11 protein-coding genes are annotated in these 15,541 nt (G+C 66.5%); 4 read left to right on the top strand and 7 right to left on the bottom strand.

What is annotated here, in order from left to right; translation table 11 throughout:
* Positions 1-113: 113 nt before the first annotated feature.
* Positions 114-794, top strand: a complete 681-nt coding sequence (locus N4264_RS04825) for an FMN-binding negative transcriptional regulator (protein ID WP_261695939.1) — start codon at positions 114-116, stop codon at positions 792-794.
* Positions 795-834: 40 nt separating this feature from the next.
* Complete coding sequence (locus tag N4264_RS04820; protein ID WP_261695938.1) at positions 835-1,404, top strand: hypothetical protein; 570 nt, start codon at positions 835-837, stop codon at positions 1,402-1,404.
* 35 nt (positions 1,405-1,439) lie between these two features.
* Here N4264_RS04820 and N4264_RS04815 read toward each other — a convergent pair whose 3' ends face one another.
* The 3 genes from N4264_RS04815 to glk form a co-directional block, all read right to left on the bottom strand.
* On the bottom strand, positions 1,440-3,731 hold the full coding sequence (locus tag N4264_RS04815; RefSeq protein ID WP_261695937.1) for a beta-N-acetylhexosaminidase: 2,292 nt from the start codon (positions 3,729-3,731) through the stop codon (positions 1,440-1,442).
* A 179-nt stretch (positions 3,732-3,910) separates the two neighbouring features.
* On the bottom strand, positions 3,911-6,586 hold the full coding sequence (locus N4264_RS04810; RefSeq protein ID WP_261695936.1) for a TonB-dependent receptor: 2,676 nt from the start codon (positions 6,584-6,586) through the stop codon (positions 3,911-3,913).
* A gap of 160 nt (positions 6,587-6,746) precedes the next feature.
* Positions 6,747-7,787 carry a glucokinase gene (gene glk / locus N4264_RS04805; RefSeq protein ID WP_261695935.1) on the bottom strand — a complete coding sequence of 347 codons (1,041 nt, stop codon included), beginning with the start codon at positions 7,785-7,787 and terminating at the stop codon, positions 6,747-6,749.
* Positions 7,788-8,188: 401 nt separating this feature from the next.
* Between glk and N4264_RS04800 the strand changes: the two genes are divergently transcribed.
* Both N4264_RS04800 and N4264_RS04795 read left to right on the top strand, forming a co-directional pair.
* Positions 8,189-9,490 carry a sugar MFS transporter gene (locus N4264_RS04800; RefSeq protein WP_261695934.1) on the top strand — a complete coding sequence of 434 codons (1,302 nt, stop codon included), beginning with the start codon at positions 8,189-8,191 and terminating at the stop codon, positions 9,488-9,490.
* 182 nt (positions 9,491-9,672) lie between these two features.
* Positions 9,673-10,716, top strand: a complete 1,044-nt coding sequence (locus N4264_RS04795) for a LacI family DNA-binding transcriptional regulator (RefSeq protein WP_261695933.1) — start codon at positions 9,673-9,675, stop codon at positions 10,714-10,716.
* 7 nt (positions 10,717-10,723) lie between these two features.
* Here the strand turns inward: N4264_RS04795 and eda are convergent, their stop codons facing one another.
* The 4 genes from eda to zwf are packed head-to-tail and all read right to left on the bottom strand — an operon-like array spanning position 10,724 to position 15,437.
* Positions 10,724-11,374 carry a bifunctional 4-hydroxy-2-oxoglutarate aldolase/2-dehydro-3-deoxy-phosphogluconate aldolase gene (gene eda / locus N4264_RS04790; RefSeq protein ID WP_261695932.1) on the bottom strand — a complete coding sequence of 217 codons (651 nt, stop codon included), beginning with the start codon at positions 11,372-11,374 and terminating at the stop codon, positions 10,724-10,726.
* Entirely contained in the window at positions 11,371-13,197 is a 1,827-nt protein-coding gene (gene edd, locus N4264_RS04785) for a phosphogluconate dehydratase (protein WP_261695931.1), read from the bottom strand. Before edd ends, eda begins: the two co-directional genes overlap by 4 nt.
* 22 nt (positions 13,198-13,219) lie before the next feature.
* The gene (gene pgl, locus N4264_RS04780) at positions 13,220-13,978 is read right to left on the bottom strand and encodes a 6-phosphogluconolactonase (protein WP_261695930.1); all 759 of its coding nucleotides are present in this window, start codon (positions 13,976-13,978) and stop codon (positions 13,220-13,222) included.
* Positions 13,962-15,437 (bottom strand): glucose-6-phosphate dehydrogenase, encoded by a 1,476-nt coding sequence (gene zwf, locus N4264_RS04775; protein ID WP_261695929.1) that lies wholly within the window; start codon positions 15,435-15,437, stop codon positions 13,962-13,964. The genes pgl and zwf overlap by 17 nt, the downstream gene beginning before the upstream one ends.
* Positions 15,438-15,541: the final 104 nt, after the last annotated feature.

The raw sequence follows: 15,541 nt of genomic DNA, 5'->3' as shown, positions 1-15,541 counted from the left end.
GCAAATTGCCATGCCGGCCTGCGGGCGGGTGCACCAACCGACGCGCAGGATCCGGATGGTTCACGTCCGCAGCGCGCCGCAGACTGGCCCGCCACTGCCGCTGGAATTGACGTATGCGCACCACACCGCTGTTCACACCGCCCCCGGACGACATCGCGAACCTGATCCGAACCTGGCCGCTGGCGCTCCTGGTATCGACCGGCGACGCCGGCTACGCCGCCACGCCCCTGCCCCTGCTGCTTGAGCACGACGCCCAGGGCAACGCGTTTCTGCTAGGGCATTTCGCACGCAGTAATCCCCAGCTGGACGCCCTCGCGCGTTCGCCTCGCGCCATCGCGATCTTCCTGGGACCGCACGGCTACCTGTCGCCGTCGTGGCTGCGGGATCGCTCCCAGGCGCCGACCTGGAATTTCGCCACCGTGCAGATGCAGGTGGAGGTAGCGACCGATCCATCGCCTGCCGCGGCGCTGGATGCCGTCCGGCGACTCACCGACCAGGTCGAGCGCGGGCGCACGGAAGCCTGGTCGCCGGACGAACTGGGCGAACGCCTGCACCGGCTGCTGCCGGCGATCATTGCATTCCGGGCGCGCGTGCTCCACACCGCGGCCACGTTCAAGCTTGGCCAGAATGAGCGCGCGGACGTGCTGGCAGACTTCCTCGCCGCGCTGGACGGCGATCCGCTGCAGGCGCCGCTGGCACGAATGATGCGCGCGGCCAATGCCCGTCGCCTGGCCAGCCGCGTCGACGGCGACCGGCCGCATCGCGCCATTGACAGCTCCGGCAACCGGGCATAGCGTCACCGCACTGCTTGCTCGACCTGCCTAGGAGAACGCCATGGCGCTTCGCTTCGGGTTCGGCTTGATCGCATTGCTGGGTTTGCCCGTGTCCGCGCTCGCCTGCCAGAGCGTGCATAACCTGATCGGCAGCAATTGCGGATTCACCGCAGGATTGACGGGCTGGGAAAACCTCACCAGCGGCACGTGCCAGCCCAACAACACCATCGGCGTGACCGACGCCAACAACATCACCTGTTCCTCATTCGCCGGCGCGATCAACCACGTGGTGCGCTTTCGCTACTGCATCAAGGCTGCCGCCGGCGTCGCGCCCAATCGGCTGTACGCGTACGGCGCCTGGGGCCAGAAGGTCTCGGGCGGAACCGTCAGCTGCACGGTACAAGCTGCCGACTGGTCGCAGGACAACTGCCAGTTCAACATCAACGCGGAAACCACCCCGCTCGACCCGGGCGGCGCCTATGTGCAATCCACCCCGGCGACCTACACCACGGGTGCGAATGCGGTGTCGGTGCACGTGCAGGTGGAATGTACCAGCGGCTCGGCGTTCCAGATCCGTGTCGATGACGCGACATTCCTCGACGACCGGATCTTCGGCAACGGATTCCAGTAGGCGCCGGGCACCGGCAGTGCCGGTGCCACAGTGCGTCAGCGTGCGGCGGGTATCAGCTGGACGCGGTCCACCGCCCACAGCACGGTCGAATCCGGACGCGCGAAGCGCAGGCACAGGTCAGCCGGTGCGTCGGCGCCGTCAATGGCGACACGCACGGTCGTGCGTTCGAACGACTTCGCCGCTTCGCCCAGCGACACACTGCGCCAGGGCTTGCCGTCGCACGCCCCCCGGAACACCTGCAGCTCGCCGGCCGGGTCTTTCGTCGGCCGCACCACGACGTGCTTGATGTCCTGCAGCAGCTGGAAATTGAAAGGCAGGTTGGCCACCGATACGTCGATCGCCCCGACACCGGCCAGCGGTGCCGATGGCCATTTCCAGCACGCATCGAAGATGTCCACGGTGTAGACCGGCCGCTCGCCCTTGAGCGGTGCATCGTCCTCCAGCCGCAAGAGCAGGCTGTTTTCGCGGCACGGCGCCAGCGTGGCGCTGCCGCGCGACAGCAATGTGGCCGCATCCGCCGTGTAGCGGGTCTCTCCCGCCAATGCCGTGTCGTCCAGGAAACGGTTGGCGCGCAGCGTCGTGCCCGTCTTGACCGTCAGCGGTTCCCCATAGCGTGACGCCGTTGCGGTCGGTGTGCTGCCATCGAGGGTGTAGCGGATCTCGCCGGCGTCAACCTGGGAAGCAAGCGACAACCGCGCCGTGGCTGCGCCCGCGACGTACTCGGGATTCACACGCACCGCAAACGCACTGTCGGCGTAGCGGATACCCAACTGCCGGTAACGCTCCAGCTGCGCCGGCAGGCGCGCGACGAAACCGGACCAGTCGCGGCGATCGCGCGAGGACCAGGTCACCTCGGCCAGCGCCGCGATGCGCGGAAACACGGCATGCTCGACGCGCTCGGCCAGGCGCATGTGCTCCGTCCAGACGTTGGCCTGGGCACCGAGCACGTGGCGCGCCTGTTCGGCGGTCAGTTCGGATGGCGTCGGCTCGAAGCCGTAGAGCTGCTGCAGCGTCACGTAGGCGGTGCGGCCAGAGGGTTCCGCGTCCGAGTTGCTCTGCAGATTGTCCAGATACAGCTCGGGCGCCGGCGACAGCACCACGTCATGGCCCTCTTTCGCCGCTTCGATGGCGCCCTGCGTCCCGCGCCAGGACATCACGCTAGCGCCTTCCGGCAGTCCGCCCTCCAGAATTTCGTCCCAGCCGATCAGGCGGCGCCCCTTGGCGGACAGCCATTGCTCCCAGCGCTTCGTGAACCAGGCCTGCAGGCGCGTTTCGTCGGCGATACCGAGTGCGCGCCGGCGCGCCTGGACGGACTCGGATGTCTTCCAGCGGTCCTTCGCCGCCTCGTCACCGCCGATGTGGATGTACTTGCCGGGAAACAGCTCCAGGATCTCGTCCATGACGTCCTGGAAGAATGCGAACGTCTCGTCGTCGACGTTCAGCAGATAAGTGTGCACGCCCCAGTCCGGCGACACCACCGGCGTATCGCCCGTACCCAGCTTCGGATAGGCCGCGATAGCCGCCTGCGCATGGCCGGGCATGTCGATTTCCGGAACGATGGTGATATGTCGCTCGGCGGCGTAGCGCACGATGTCGCGGACGGTATCCTGGGTGTAGTAGCCGCCGTGCAGGCGCGGCTTTCTGGTTGCCGGATCGATATCGGCGGCCGGGGCAGCGCCGGCCGGCACGCGCCAGGCGCCGATGTCGGTTAGCCGGGGGTACTTCTTGATCTCGATACGCCAGCCCTGGTCGTCACTCAGGTGCCAGTGCAGCGTGTTGAGCTTGTGCAGCGCCATCGCATCGATGAGGCGCTTGATGAATTCCGGTGACTGGTAGTGGCGTGCGGAGTCGAGCATCAGTCCGCGCCAGACGTAGCGGGGCTGGTCGTCGATGGAGACGGCGGGAAAGTCCAGGCCGCCCCCGGCACTCCTGGTCGCCAGCTGCCAGAGCGTAACGGCACCGTAGAAAAGCCCTTGCGGCGTACGCGCCCGGACGCGTGCCTTGTCCGGCTCCACCTGGATGCTGTAACCCTCTGCATGCTCCACAGGTGCCATCGGGTCGATGTCGAAATTCAGGCAACCGGGCTTCCCGACGTTGTCCACGGAAATCGACAGGTGCCGCGTACGCTGAACGAGGTCCGCGAAATAGTGCGCGGCAGCCGATTCGCCGGCCGCAGCGCACACCGCAGCGCCTTCGGCGAGGTGGAAATGCCCCTTGCCCTGCACCATCACCTGCGGCGCGGGAATCACCGGCGGTGCCGCCTCCAGGGTTGCCGGCGCCACCGCCACCGACAGCATCACGAGCGGAATACGGGTACACCAACGCATGCGTCTTTCTCCCTCTGGGCAGGCACGGCAGCCTGCGCGGTTCAGCCGTCGCCGCAAGCGACGGCTCCAAGAAAAAAACAGGCCAGGATCCCATCCCGGCCTCAAGTGTCACCACGTCAGAGACTGTGCCCGATCGCGCGCTGTCGGCGCCGCCCGGTGGACGGCGCCGATCAGTGTCATCAGAAGCTGGCGCGCAGGGTGAGCATATAGCGACGGCCGGTCGAATACTTGCCCGCGACGAATTCCTTGGTGCCCAGGTACTGGAAATATTTCTCGTCCGTGAGATTCATCGCGTCGAAGGAGAGGCCGAGGTTCTCGGTGAAGTTCCAGCCGATGCTGGCGCCGACTTCGGCGTAGTCGTCGACGCTGGCCGGCGCGGCACCCGCGACGTAGCCGCCCGCCAGATAGTGGCTGCGATAGTTGTAGGTCAGGCGCGCGCTGAAGGGGCCCTGCTCGTAGTACGGACTGATCGCTGCCGAGTGGCGCGACTGGTACGGCATGTCGTTGCCGTCGTTGGTCTCGCCGTCGGCAAAGGTGTAGTTGGTCGACACACCGAAACCGGTCTCGCCGAAGGGTTGCTGGTAGCTCAGGGTGAAGCCCTTGATGCGCGCGCTTCCGGCGTTGTACGGGCGGGAAACGCTGTAGTCGCAGAAGCCGTCAGCGGTACAGCCGTTGAAGCCGACCATCGTCGCCCACTGGGTGGGGTTGTTGTCGCGGATCGAGTTGTACTGGCGCTCGGTGCGTGCGATGCGATCGATATAGTTCGAGACGCGCTTGTAGAAAACCGAGGCCGCGAGCACCGACTGGTCGGCGAAGTACCACTCGGCCGAGACATTGAAGTTGTTCGATTCGTAGGGCCCCAGGTTGGCGTTGCCACCGGCACCGGTGAGCGTGGCGTCATTGAGGAAGGTGTTGTTGACCATCTGGTTGTACGGCGCCCAGGCGATCACCTTCGCGCCGGTGAAGCGCAGCACCACATCGTCGGTCGCGTCGTAGATCAGGTTGAACGAGGGCAGCGGCTTGTTGTAGCTGCTGCTCCTGGTCTGCCACCAGCCCGCGGGCGCCGGCAGCACCGGCGCGGCGCCGCCCGGGTTGTAGCCGCTCGCATCGGTATCGACGTTGACGAAGCGCACGCCGAAGTTGCCGTGCAGCTTGCCGTCGGTGGCGAAATTGAGCTGGCCGTAGACCGCGTCGGTCTCCTGCGTCAGCGCCCAGGTGTTGTTGATGGTCGAACCCGCATCCGGATGGGCGTAGTCGATCGGCGAGTTGCGCACCCAGTTGATCACATTGTCACGGCCCACGTAGAGGTGGTGGCCATGGCCGTACGAAAACCCGTTGAAGGCACCCATGGTATCGACGTAGCCGATGGTGCCCACATTCGCGAGCGATCCCAGGCGCACGCCGCCATAGACGTGCAGCGCGTACGACTCATCGTGCTTGTGGTGGCGGTAGCCGAACAGCAGCTGGTTGAACACGCTGTTGAAGCTGCGCGAGAAGTCGATCTGCGCATAGGTGTCGTCGGCCGCGGACGAAAACACGCCCCGATTGCCGAGCCAGCCGGTGTCCTTCCAGTTGGCCGGGTCGCGCGCCGCGGCTTCGTTGTCGAAGGTGATGCCGCGGTTGATGTCCCAGCTGAATCCGCCCTGGTACACCGGCTCGATGAACCATTGCGACACATTCGGATTTTCCGAATCGGAATGGCCGAGCTGGCCGCTGACATCCCAGGTTTCACCGTGATAAGCCAGCGACAGGTCGACACCCTTGGTGGTGACTTCCGATTCACGCGCCTGGTTGTCGTAGATCACTGCGCCGCCGTCAGCCGAGGAGTGGCCGGACGTCACCACGCCGCCGCGTACGTTGCCCAGCTGATCCACCGCGCCCACAGTGGCCGGCGTCCAGGTGATGAAGCTGTACATCGACTGGTTGTAGTTGTCGTAGTTTTCGCGGATGTACAGCCCCGACAACTCCGCCTCGAAGCGATCGGTGGGCTTGAACTGCAGGTTCACCACGGCGCTGTTGCGCTTGCGCGTCTGCTGGAACCAGGCCGCATTGATCGAGTTGGGAACCTGGGCGTTGCCCGGCACGCCGGTGGCGTTGGTGAAGCGCGAGGCCGGCGCGTAGCCGAAGATCTCGATGCCCTGGCGATCCACCTGTTCTTCGTAGTGCTGCGCGGCCACGGCGATACCGAAGGTTTCGTCCGCGTTCTTGCTGCTGAAGAGGAAGGAACCGTTCGGCTTGCCCTCCGAACCCTGCTCGCTGTAGCTGTAGCCCACCGAGCCGCTCATCGTGCCGCTTTCCAGGTCCAGCGGCTTGCGCGTGTGCATCAGCACCGTACCGCCGATCGACCCCTCGGGAAGGCGCGCTTCGGGCGACTTGTAGATTTCCAGCCGCCCGAGGATTTCCGAGGCGATCTGCGTGTAGTCGAAGCCGCGATTGGGCTGTTCGCCATACAACCAGACTGACTGCGCGACCGGATGGCCGTCGAGGAACGACAGGTTCAGGCTCGGATCGGTGCCGTCGATGGATACGCGCTCGCCCTGGCCGAAGCGACGGTCGATGGTGACGCCCGGTACCTGCGCGATGGCTTCGGCGACGTTGGTGTTCGGGAATTTGCCGATGTCTTCGGCGGTGATCGACTCGACCACGGCGTCGGCTTCGCGCTTGGCGTCCAGCGAGGCTTTCAGGCTCTGGCGGATGCCCTTGACCACCACCTCTTCGAGCTCCTGGGTGGTCTTCTCGTCAGCAGCCGTTTCGACGGCGCTTTCGGCGAGCACGTTGGTTTCCGCATGGGCGATACCGTAAAGGCCAAGCGCGGCGACGATACTGGCCGCGAGCAGGTTTCTGCGATGAATCATCAGGTGTTCCCCTTCCCTACCGTTGTTGGTTCCGTCTTGGGACGCCCCGCGCGCTGCGTCTGTTACGGGCCTCGGTCTTGCGATTGGTGACGAATGCATCCTGTTGAAACGATGTCTTCCATAGGGTGGCGCCGCGCGCACGGCGCCGAAGGCAACCACTTCAGTCCGGCGCCGCCAGGCGCTGGTGTGTATCGAGCATCCACGCCGCCGCGCCGACGACGCCGAGCTGGCCGTGATCAATCAGGCCCACGGGGATGCGTTCGAGCACCGTACGCATGGCTCCCTTGGCCAGGAAGCGCGCACTGAAGCTGGAATGCAGCAGGAACTGCCGGATATGCGGCAGGATGCCGCCGGCCAGGTGCACGCCCCCGCGCGCACCTGTAAGCAGGGCCAGATCGCCCACGACGCCGCCCAGCCAGGCGCAGAAGACGTTGAGCGTTTCCAGCGCGAGCGGATCCTGCGCCGCCAGCGCCGCTTCGGTGATGGCCGTGGGCGCACGCAATTCGCCCGCCGCGCCACGAATATCACAAAGTGCGTTGTATAAATTGACCAGCCCCGGCCCGGAAAGCACGGTCTCGTTGGACACATGGCTGGACTGGCGCATGAGTACGCGCAGGATCTCCACTTCCAGCTCGTTGCCCGGTGCCAGTGCCGCCTGGCCGGCTTCGGTGGCCAGTACCGTCGGATGCCGCGTGCCGGGGATGCGCACTGCCGCACCGAGCCCCGTGCCCGGGCCGACGATCAGGGTGGGCCCGTTCGCAGCGGCTTCGGCATTGCCCGGCAGCAGCACGCTCTCGCTGGCGCGCAGGTAGTGCGTTGCGTAGGCCACGGCCTCGAAATCGTTCACCAGCTCCACTGCCGCCACGCCCAGTTCGGCGCGGATTTCCGATACCGAAACGGCCCAGGGCAGGTTGGTGTTCACCAGGCAATCGCCGACAGCGACGCCGGCACAGGCGATGGCGACGCGATCCACCGCGACGCCGCCGGCGCTTTGCAGGAACTGCCGCAGCAACACACCCAGATTCGGGTAATCGGCGCACACGTACTTGTCGTACTGCTCGACGGTGACCGCCGAGGCGCCCGCGGCAGCCGGGCGGACCAGCCCGACCCTCGCATGCGTACCGCCGACATCGGCGGCTAGAAACGGCACCGATTTCGCCGCACTCACATCGGCAATTCGCGGACTGGCGGATGGGGCCACGCGTTCACTCCCTGGTGTGTTGCCTTCGCTGGTATTGCGCTCCGCCCCGGAGCGCGTCTGACGGGGGCGGAGTCTGGTGCGACTTGACAACGTTGTCAATATGTCCAGACTGCCGCCCACGGAATTCGCACACAAAGGCCCGGACACGCACCGCACCGACCACCGGGAAACCGCATTACATCGCGGGCTCCCGGTGTTTACCGCGGGCCTCGCCGGGGCGTTTTCCGACGCTGCACCGCACCATCGAATCGACGTGCATGACCGCCGAGGAGGGAGCAAGATATGACAACGTTGCTAGTTCGATGCCCGCGATCCCGGGTGTCTGTCGCTCTGCCGCTATTTCCACACCAGCGGCGCACGCCGCACCGCTGGCCAATCGACACCGTTGAGGGATTTGCGCAATGAACAGCCGTACCGGACAGGCAGACAGCTATCTCGGCTCGGTCATCACGATCGGCATCCTGTTTTTTATTTTTGGATTCGTGACCTGGATCAACGGCCCGCTGATCGGCTTTGTGAAGCTGGCCTTCGACCTGGCCACCGACGCCAAGGCGTTCTGGGTCACCACGGCCTTCTACATGGCCTATTTCGTCCTGGCCCTGCCGGCCTCGTTCATCCTCGAACGCACGGGCATGAAGAAGGGCATGGCGCTCGGGCTTGCCGTCATGGCCGCCGGAACCATCGCCTTCGGCACCTTCGCCACGCAGCGCCACTACCCGCTCGCATTGACCGGGCTCTTCGTGATCGGTGCCGGGCTTTCGCTGCTGCAGACCGCGTCCAATCCCTACATCAGCATCCTCGGGCCGATCGAGAGTGCAGCGGCACGTATCAGCGTGATGGGCATCTGCAACAAGCTGGCAGGCGTGCTCAGCCCGATTCTCCTGGGCGTGCTGGTGCTGGGCGACGTGGACAAGCTCGAAGCGGCAGTCGCCGCCGCACCCACGGCCGACGCGCGCAATGCGCTGCTGGACCAGTTCGCCGCGCAGATCTACTGGCCCTACATGGGCATGGCGCTGGTGCTGTTCGGATTGGGGCTATGGATCCTCACCTCCCCGCTGCCCGAGCTCAAGGCATCGGAAGTCAACGCCCAGGGCGCCGATACGGGCGGCGACCGGCGCAGCATCCTGGGCTTTCCGCACCTTTGGCTCGGGGTCGTCTGCATCTTCGCCTACGTGGGCATTGAAGTGCTGGCCGCCGACGCCATTGGCACCTACGGCAAGAGCTTCGGGATTCCCGGCAATGAGACCAAGTATTTCACCACGCTCACCCTGATCGGCATGCTGGTCGGCTACATCGTCGGCCTAGTGGCCATTCCGCGCTGGATCTCGCAGGAGCGCAGCCTCGCCGTCTCGGCGATCCTGGGCGTGATCTTCAGCATCGCGGCGTACCTGACGAAGGGCTATGTGTCGGTGGGCTTCGTCGCAGCGCTGGGCCTGGCCAATGCGCTGATGTGGCCGGCCATCTTCCCGCTCGCCATCCAGGGACTGGGCCGCTTCACCGAACGCGGCTCGGCGCTCTTGATCATGGGCATCTGCGGCGGCGCGATCATTCCCCGCCTTTACGCGGAATACAAGGACGTGTACGACTTCCAGCTGGTGTTCCTGGCGATTGCCATTCCTTGCTATGTATACATATTGTTTTTCTCGGTGAAAGGCTACGCTGTCGGCCGCCGGCGCGCCGCCGCGGTCGCCATGGCCACCTGAGCCGGCCTGCAACCGAGGCAGGCCACGACGCGGCCTGATCGCCGGCCCGGCGCGCCGTGGGCGGTCGTGTCCCGGGGCGGCTGGCCGGCCGCACCGTTTGCCTTCACAATGGTGCAATCGCCGGGGCGTTCGATTGCCCCGGCGCCGCTCTCTGCCACCGCACACCTCGCAAGGCTCCAAGGATGCGCAGTCCGACGATCAAAGACGTCGCCGAACGTTCCCAGGTTTCGCTCAAAACCGTTTCCCGCGTCATCAACAACGAGGCCACCGTCCGCGAGGGCACGCGCAACAAGGTGCTGCGCGTGATTGCGGAACTGGGCTACCAGCCAGACCTCTCCGCGCGCAGCCTGCGCAGCGCGCGCTCATTCGCGCTGGGCCTGGTGTACGACAACCCCAATCCCTACTACGTCATCGCGGTGCAGAACGGCGTGCTGTCCGTGTGCCGCGAGCGCGGCTACGGGCTGCAGATCCACCCGTGCAATTCCAGCTCGCCTAACCTGGCTGACGAACTCGTCATGCTGGTGCGCCAGGCGCGGCTGGCCGGGCTGGTCCTGGCGCCGCCGATGTCCGAGCGGATGCCGCTGATTGAACACCTGACGCGCAACAACATCCGCTTCGTGCGCATCATCTCCGCGGCGGAGGACCCGAAGGACGGCTATCCCTGCGTCTTCGTCGACGATCGCGACGCCGCCTATGACATCACCAAACACCTGATCCAGCTCGGTCACCAGCGCATCGGCTTTCTGTGGGGCGGCGAGTCGCACCGTTCCAGCCCCGAGCGCTACCGCGGCTACGAAAGTGCGCTCAAAGACTACGGGATCGCCATCGATCGCAAGCTGATCATTCCCGGCGACTACAGCTTCGACGACGGATTTCGCGGTGCGCGCAAGCTCCTGGCATTGAAGGACCGCCCGACCGCCATCTTTGGTTCCAATGACGAGATCGCCGCCGGGGTGCTGGCCGCGGCGAAGTCATCGGGCCTTGAGGTGCCCTACGACCTGTCCATCGCCGGTTTCGAGGACAGCCCCTTCTCCAAGCAATCCTGGCCGACGCTGACGACGGCCAAGCAGGCGACCGAAGAGATCGCCCGCCACGCCACGCAATTGCTCATTTCCGAGCTGGATCGCGACGAGGACGACGTGGAGAAGCACACCGTCGTCTCGAACAAGGGCTTCAGCCCGCAGCTGGTCATCCGCGGATCGACCGGGCCGGTCCGGCCGGCCTGAGCGCAGATCAGGCGCGCAGGACCGACGCTTCGCGCGCCAGTGCCGCGATTGCCGGCCAGTTCTCCATTTCGACCAGGTCCGGCGGGGTCAGCCACGACCCGCCGACGGCGATGACATTCGGCAGCGCCAGCCACTCCGCGGTCGTTGCCGCACCAATGCCGCCGGTTGCGCAAAAGCGCACGGACGGCAACGGGCCCGACAGCGCACGCAGATAGTCCACCCCACCGGCGGGCACCGCCGGAAAGAACTTCTGCAGGCGATAGCCCCGCTCGGCCAGCGTCATTGCTTCCGAGGCCGTAGCGGCACCCGGCAGGTACGGCAGCGCGCTGTCCTCGGCTGCCGCCAGCAGGCGGGGAGAATGTCCGGGTGAAACGGCAAATCGCGCACCGGCCTGGGCCGCCGCATGCAGGTCCTGCGCTGACAGCACGGTCCCCGCGCCGACCCACGCCTCGTCCACCTCGGTCGCGATGGCGCGGATCGCCTCCAGCGCGACCGGTGTGCGCAGGGTGATCTCCACGGCGGGAATACCGCCGGCAACCAGCGCGCGTGCCAGCGGCACGGCCTGTTCGACCCGCCGGATCACCACCACCGCGACCACCGGCGCCAGGCGCAGCACGGCCTCGGCCTGCGCCTGCTTCTGTTCGACCAGGTCGCTCATTCCATTTCTCCAAAGATGCACGCACCTTCATCGGCCGCACCGACGCTGCGGCGGAACACGCTGAACATTTCGCGCCCCAGGCCCTGGTGGTGCGGCGTGACGTCGTGGCTCACCGGCTCGCGTCCGCGCCACTCGTCGGCATCGACCAGCACGTCCAGGGTGCCGGCCCGCACATCCAGGCGGATGCGGTCGCCGTCGCGGATCCGCGCAATGGGGCCGCCATCCACGGCTTCGGGAGTAAGGTGAATCGCCGCCGGGATCTTTCCCGAAGCCCCCGACATGCGGCCATCGGTGACCAGTGCGACACGGAATCCGCGCGACTGCAGTACACCCAGCGCAGGCGTCAGCTTGTGCAGCTCCGGCATGCCGTTGGCGCGCGGCCCCTGGTGCCGCACGACGGCGACGACATCCGTATCGAGCTCGCCGCGCTCGAACGCACGCTGCAGCGACTCCTGCTCTTCGAATACGCGCGCCGGCGCCTCGATGACGTGCCGGTCTTCCGGCACCGCCGAGACCTTGATCACCGCACGCCCGAGATTGCCACGCAGGAGCCGCAGGCCGCCGTCCGGACGGAAGGGCTGCGCGACCGGCCTCAGGACGGAAAGATCGAGGCTTTCACCCGTCGAAGGCGCGTACACACAGCGGCCGTCGCGATCGAGCAGCGGGCTTTCCCGATACAGCGTCATGCCGCCGCCGGCAATCGTGTGGACATCCTCGTGCAGCAATCCCGCGTCGAGCAACTGGGCGATGAGAAACCCCATTCCGCCGGCCGCGTGGAACTGGTTCACGTCAGCGCTGCCATTGGGATACACGCGCGCCAGCAGCGGCACCGCACCGGCGAGGGCGTCGAAATCTTCCAGGCGCAGGTCGATGGCCGCCGCACGGGCAATCGCCACCAGGTGAATCAGGTGATTGGTGGAACCACCGGTCGCGTGCAGGCCGATCACGCCATTGACGATGGCCTTCTCGGTCACGACGTGGCCGATCGGCAGGTAGTGATCGCCCAGCGCAGTCATGGCCAGCGCGCGATCGACGGCGCCGATGGTCAGTGCCTCGCGCAGGGGCGTTCCCGGATGCACGAAGCTGGAGCCGGGCAGCTGCAGGCCCATGATCTCCATCAGCATCTGGTTGGAATTGGCGGTGCCGTAGAAGGTGCAGGTACCCGGCGCGTGGTAGGAGCGTGCTTCCACGTCGAGGAGTTCATCACGGCTGGCCTTGCCTTCGGCATAGCGCTGGCGCACCCGCGCCTTCTCGTCGTTGGTGGCGCCGCTGGGCATCGGGCCACCCGGCACGAACACCGCCGGCAAATGGCCGAAGCGCAGGGCAGCGATCAGCAGGCCGGGCACGATCTTGTCGCAGATGCCCAGGTACAGCGCCGCGTCGAACATGTCGTGCGAGAGCGCAACGCCCGTGGCCAGCGCAATCACATCGCGCGAGAACAGCGACAGTTCCATGCCGGCGCGGCCCTGCGTGACACCATCGCACATCGCCGGCACGCCACCGGCCACCTCGGCCGTCGCACCCCGGTCGCGCGCGGCGCGCCGGATCAGCTCCGGGTAGTCCTCATACGGGCGATGGGCAGACAGCATGTCGTTATAGGCGGTGACGATGCCGATGTTCGGCACGCGTCCGGCGCGCAGCCGTTGCTTGTCTTCCTCGCCGCAACCGGCGAACCCATGCGCCAGGTTGCCGCAGGACAGCCGGTTGCGTCGCGGCCCGGCGCTGCGCGCCGCTTCGATACGCTCCAGGTAGCGCTCGCGCGTCGGGCGGCTGCGCTCGACGATGTGCCGCGTGACGTGTTCGACGACAGGGTGCAAAGCCATCCGTTCCTCCGCTTGCCGTGCGCTACGGGCACCAGTAGATGCGTCCCGGCTCGCCACGTCGCTGCATCAGGCCGCGCACCGGCCACTGGGCCGCGTGGGCGCCCGGCGCCAGCGCCTGGGCCAGCACCTCGCGCTTGGTCCGGCCCTCGATATGGAGATACAGCGAGTCGGCCGCAAGCAACGTGGACAGGGTGAGACTCATGCGCGGTTCCGACGCGCCCGGCGCACGCATGGCGGTGACGAGGCGATCGCTGCCCAGGTCCAGCGCGCGCGCCAGGTTGTCACCACCGGGAAACAACGACGCCACGTGGCCATCGGCGCCCATGCCGAGCACGATCACGTCGTAGGGCAAGGCGAGCGAGCGGATCCGCGCGGCGATGATGTCTTCCGCATTTTCCGGCTGCAGCAGCGGCGTGTAGAGCGAGGTGAAGCGCGCGGCACGCGCCATGCCCTGGAACAGGGTTTCCTGCAGCAGGCGCGTATTGGAACGCGGATCGTCCTCGGCGACCCAGCGCTCGTCCACCAGCGTGACATCGACCTTCGCCCAGTCCAGCCGCTTGTTGCCCAGGCGCAGCAGGAACTGGCGCGGCGTCGTACCGCCGGCAAGGCCCAGCAACGCACGCCCGCGGGTGGCGATCGCATCGCTCAGGTCATTGGCGACCGCGGCCGCCAGTTCGTCGGCCAGCGAGTGGCTGTCGGCGTAGTCGTGTTCGATCAGCGCCGTATCAGCGAGGGCGAGCTGCGGCAAGGGTGCCAGGCGTGTTTCAGTGGGCATCTTCATGCCAGTTCCGTCCGTCGCGTTCGATCAGGGCCACCGCCGCACTCGGCCCCCAGGTCCCGGCGGTGTAGGACTTGGGTGCATCACCCAGGGCATCCCAGGCGCGCAGGATCGGGTCGGTCCAGGCCCAGGCCGCCTCGACCTCGTCGCGGCGCATGAAGAGCGTCGGATTGCCGCGCACCACGTCCATCAGCAGGCGTTCGTAGGCTTCCGGGTAGCGCACACCGAAGGCCGCCGCAAAACTCATGTCCAGCGCGACCCGCCGCAGACGCAACCCGCCCGGTCCGGGATATTTGTTCATCAGCCACAGCTTCACGCCCTCGTCGGGCTGCAGGCGCAGCACCAGGCGGTTCGGCGCGATCGGGCCGGTGCCGGTGTCGAAGATCGAATGCGGAATCGCGCGGAAGGTGATCACGATCTCCGAGACGCGTTCGGCCAGCCGCTTGCCCGTGCGCAGGTAGAAGGGCACGCCGGCCCAGCGCCAGTTCTGCACTTCGGCCTTCAGCGCGACAAAGGTCTCCGTGCGCGAATCGCCGCGCCCGATCTCATCCAGGTACCCGGGCACCGCGCCGCCATTGGCAGCACCGGCCCGGTACTGGCCGCGCACGGAAACCTGCGTGACATTGCTTTCGTCGATACGACGCAGCGATCGCAGCACCTTGAGCTTTTCGTCGCGCACGGCGTCGGGCGCCAGCGACGAGGGCGGCTCCATCGCGACCAGGCACAGCAGCTGCAGGAGGTGATTCTGGACCATGTCGCGCAGCGCGCCGGCGTTATCGTAGAACGCCGCGCGCCACTCCACGCCGATCGATTCGGCGACGGTGATCTGGACGTTGTCGATGTTCTCGGCATTCCACAACGGCTCGAACAGTACATTGCCAAAACGCAGCGCGACCAGGTTCTGCACGGTCTCTTTGCCGAGGTAATGGTCGATGCGGTAGATCTGGTGCTCGGCGAAGCAGCGGCCGACGGCGTCGTTGATCGCCGCCGCCGAAGACAGGTCACGCCCGATCGGTTTCTCCACCACCACGCGCACCGCGCCTTCATTCAGGCCATGGTCGCGCAGACGGTCGCAGATGGCGACGAAGATCTCCGGGCTGGTCGCCAGGTAATACACATTCACCCGATGGCTGTCGCTGCGCAGGAGGTCGGCAAATTCGCCCCAGCCGGCATCGCGGCGCGCGTCGAGCGGACGGTAGTGGACCAGGGGGAGGAACGCGTCTATTGCGTGGTCGGTCGCCGCGCTGCCGGCGCTGCGGCCGATCGCCTCGCGGACGCGTTCCCGGTATTCCTCGTCCGATAACGCATCCCGTGCGACGCCGACGATCCGGCTGCCCGGCACGATCTGGCCGTCGACGAACCGATGGAACAAGGCTGGCAGCAGCTTGCGCGCGGCGAGATCGCCGGTACCGCCGAAAATGACGAGGTCGAAGGGCTCGACCGGTGTTGCCTGAACTGTCACGGGCCACCTCGTTGCGAAGCGTCCGCGGACGATACCACTGAAATACCAGATCAGCCAGTACCCCAGGAACCACCGCGGGCTGAATTCGATTGCAGTCGAGAATC

The sequence above is a fragment of the Tahibacter amnicola genome, from assembly GCF_025398735.1.
GTDB lineage: Bacteria > Pseudomonadota > Gammaproteobacteria > Xanthomonadales > Rhodanobacteraceae > Tahibacter > Tahibacter amnicola.
The sequence above is the reverse complement of the archived record's forward strand: the minus strand, read 5'-3'. Positions and strand labels throughout refer to the sequence as shown.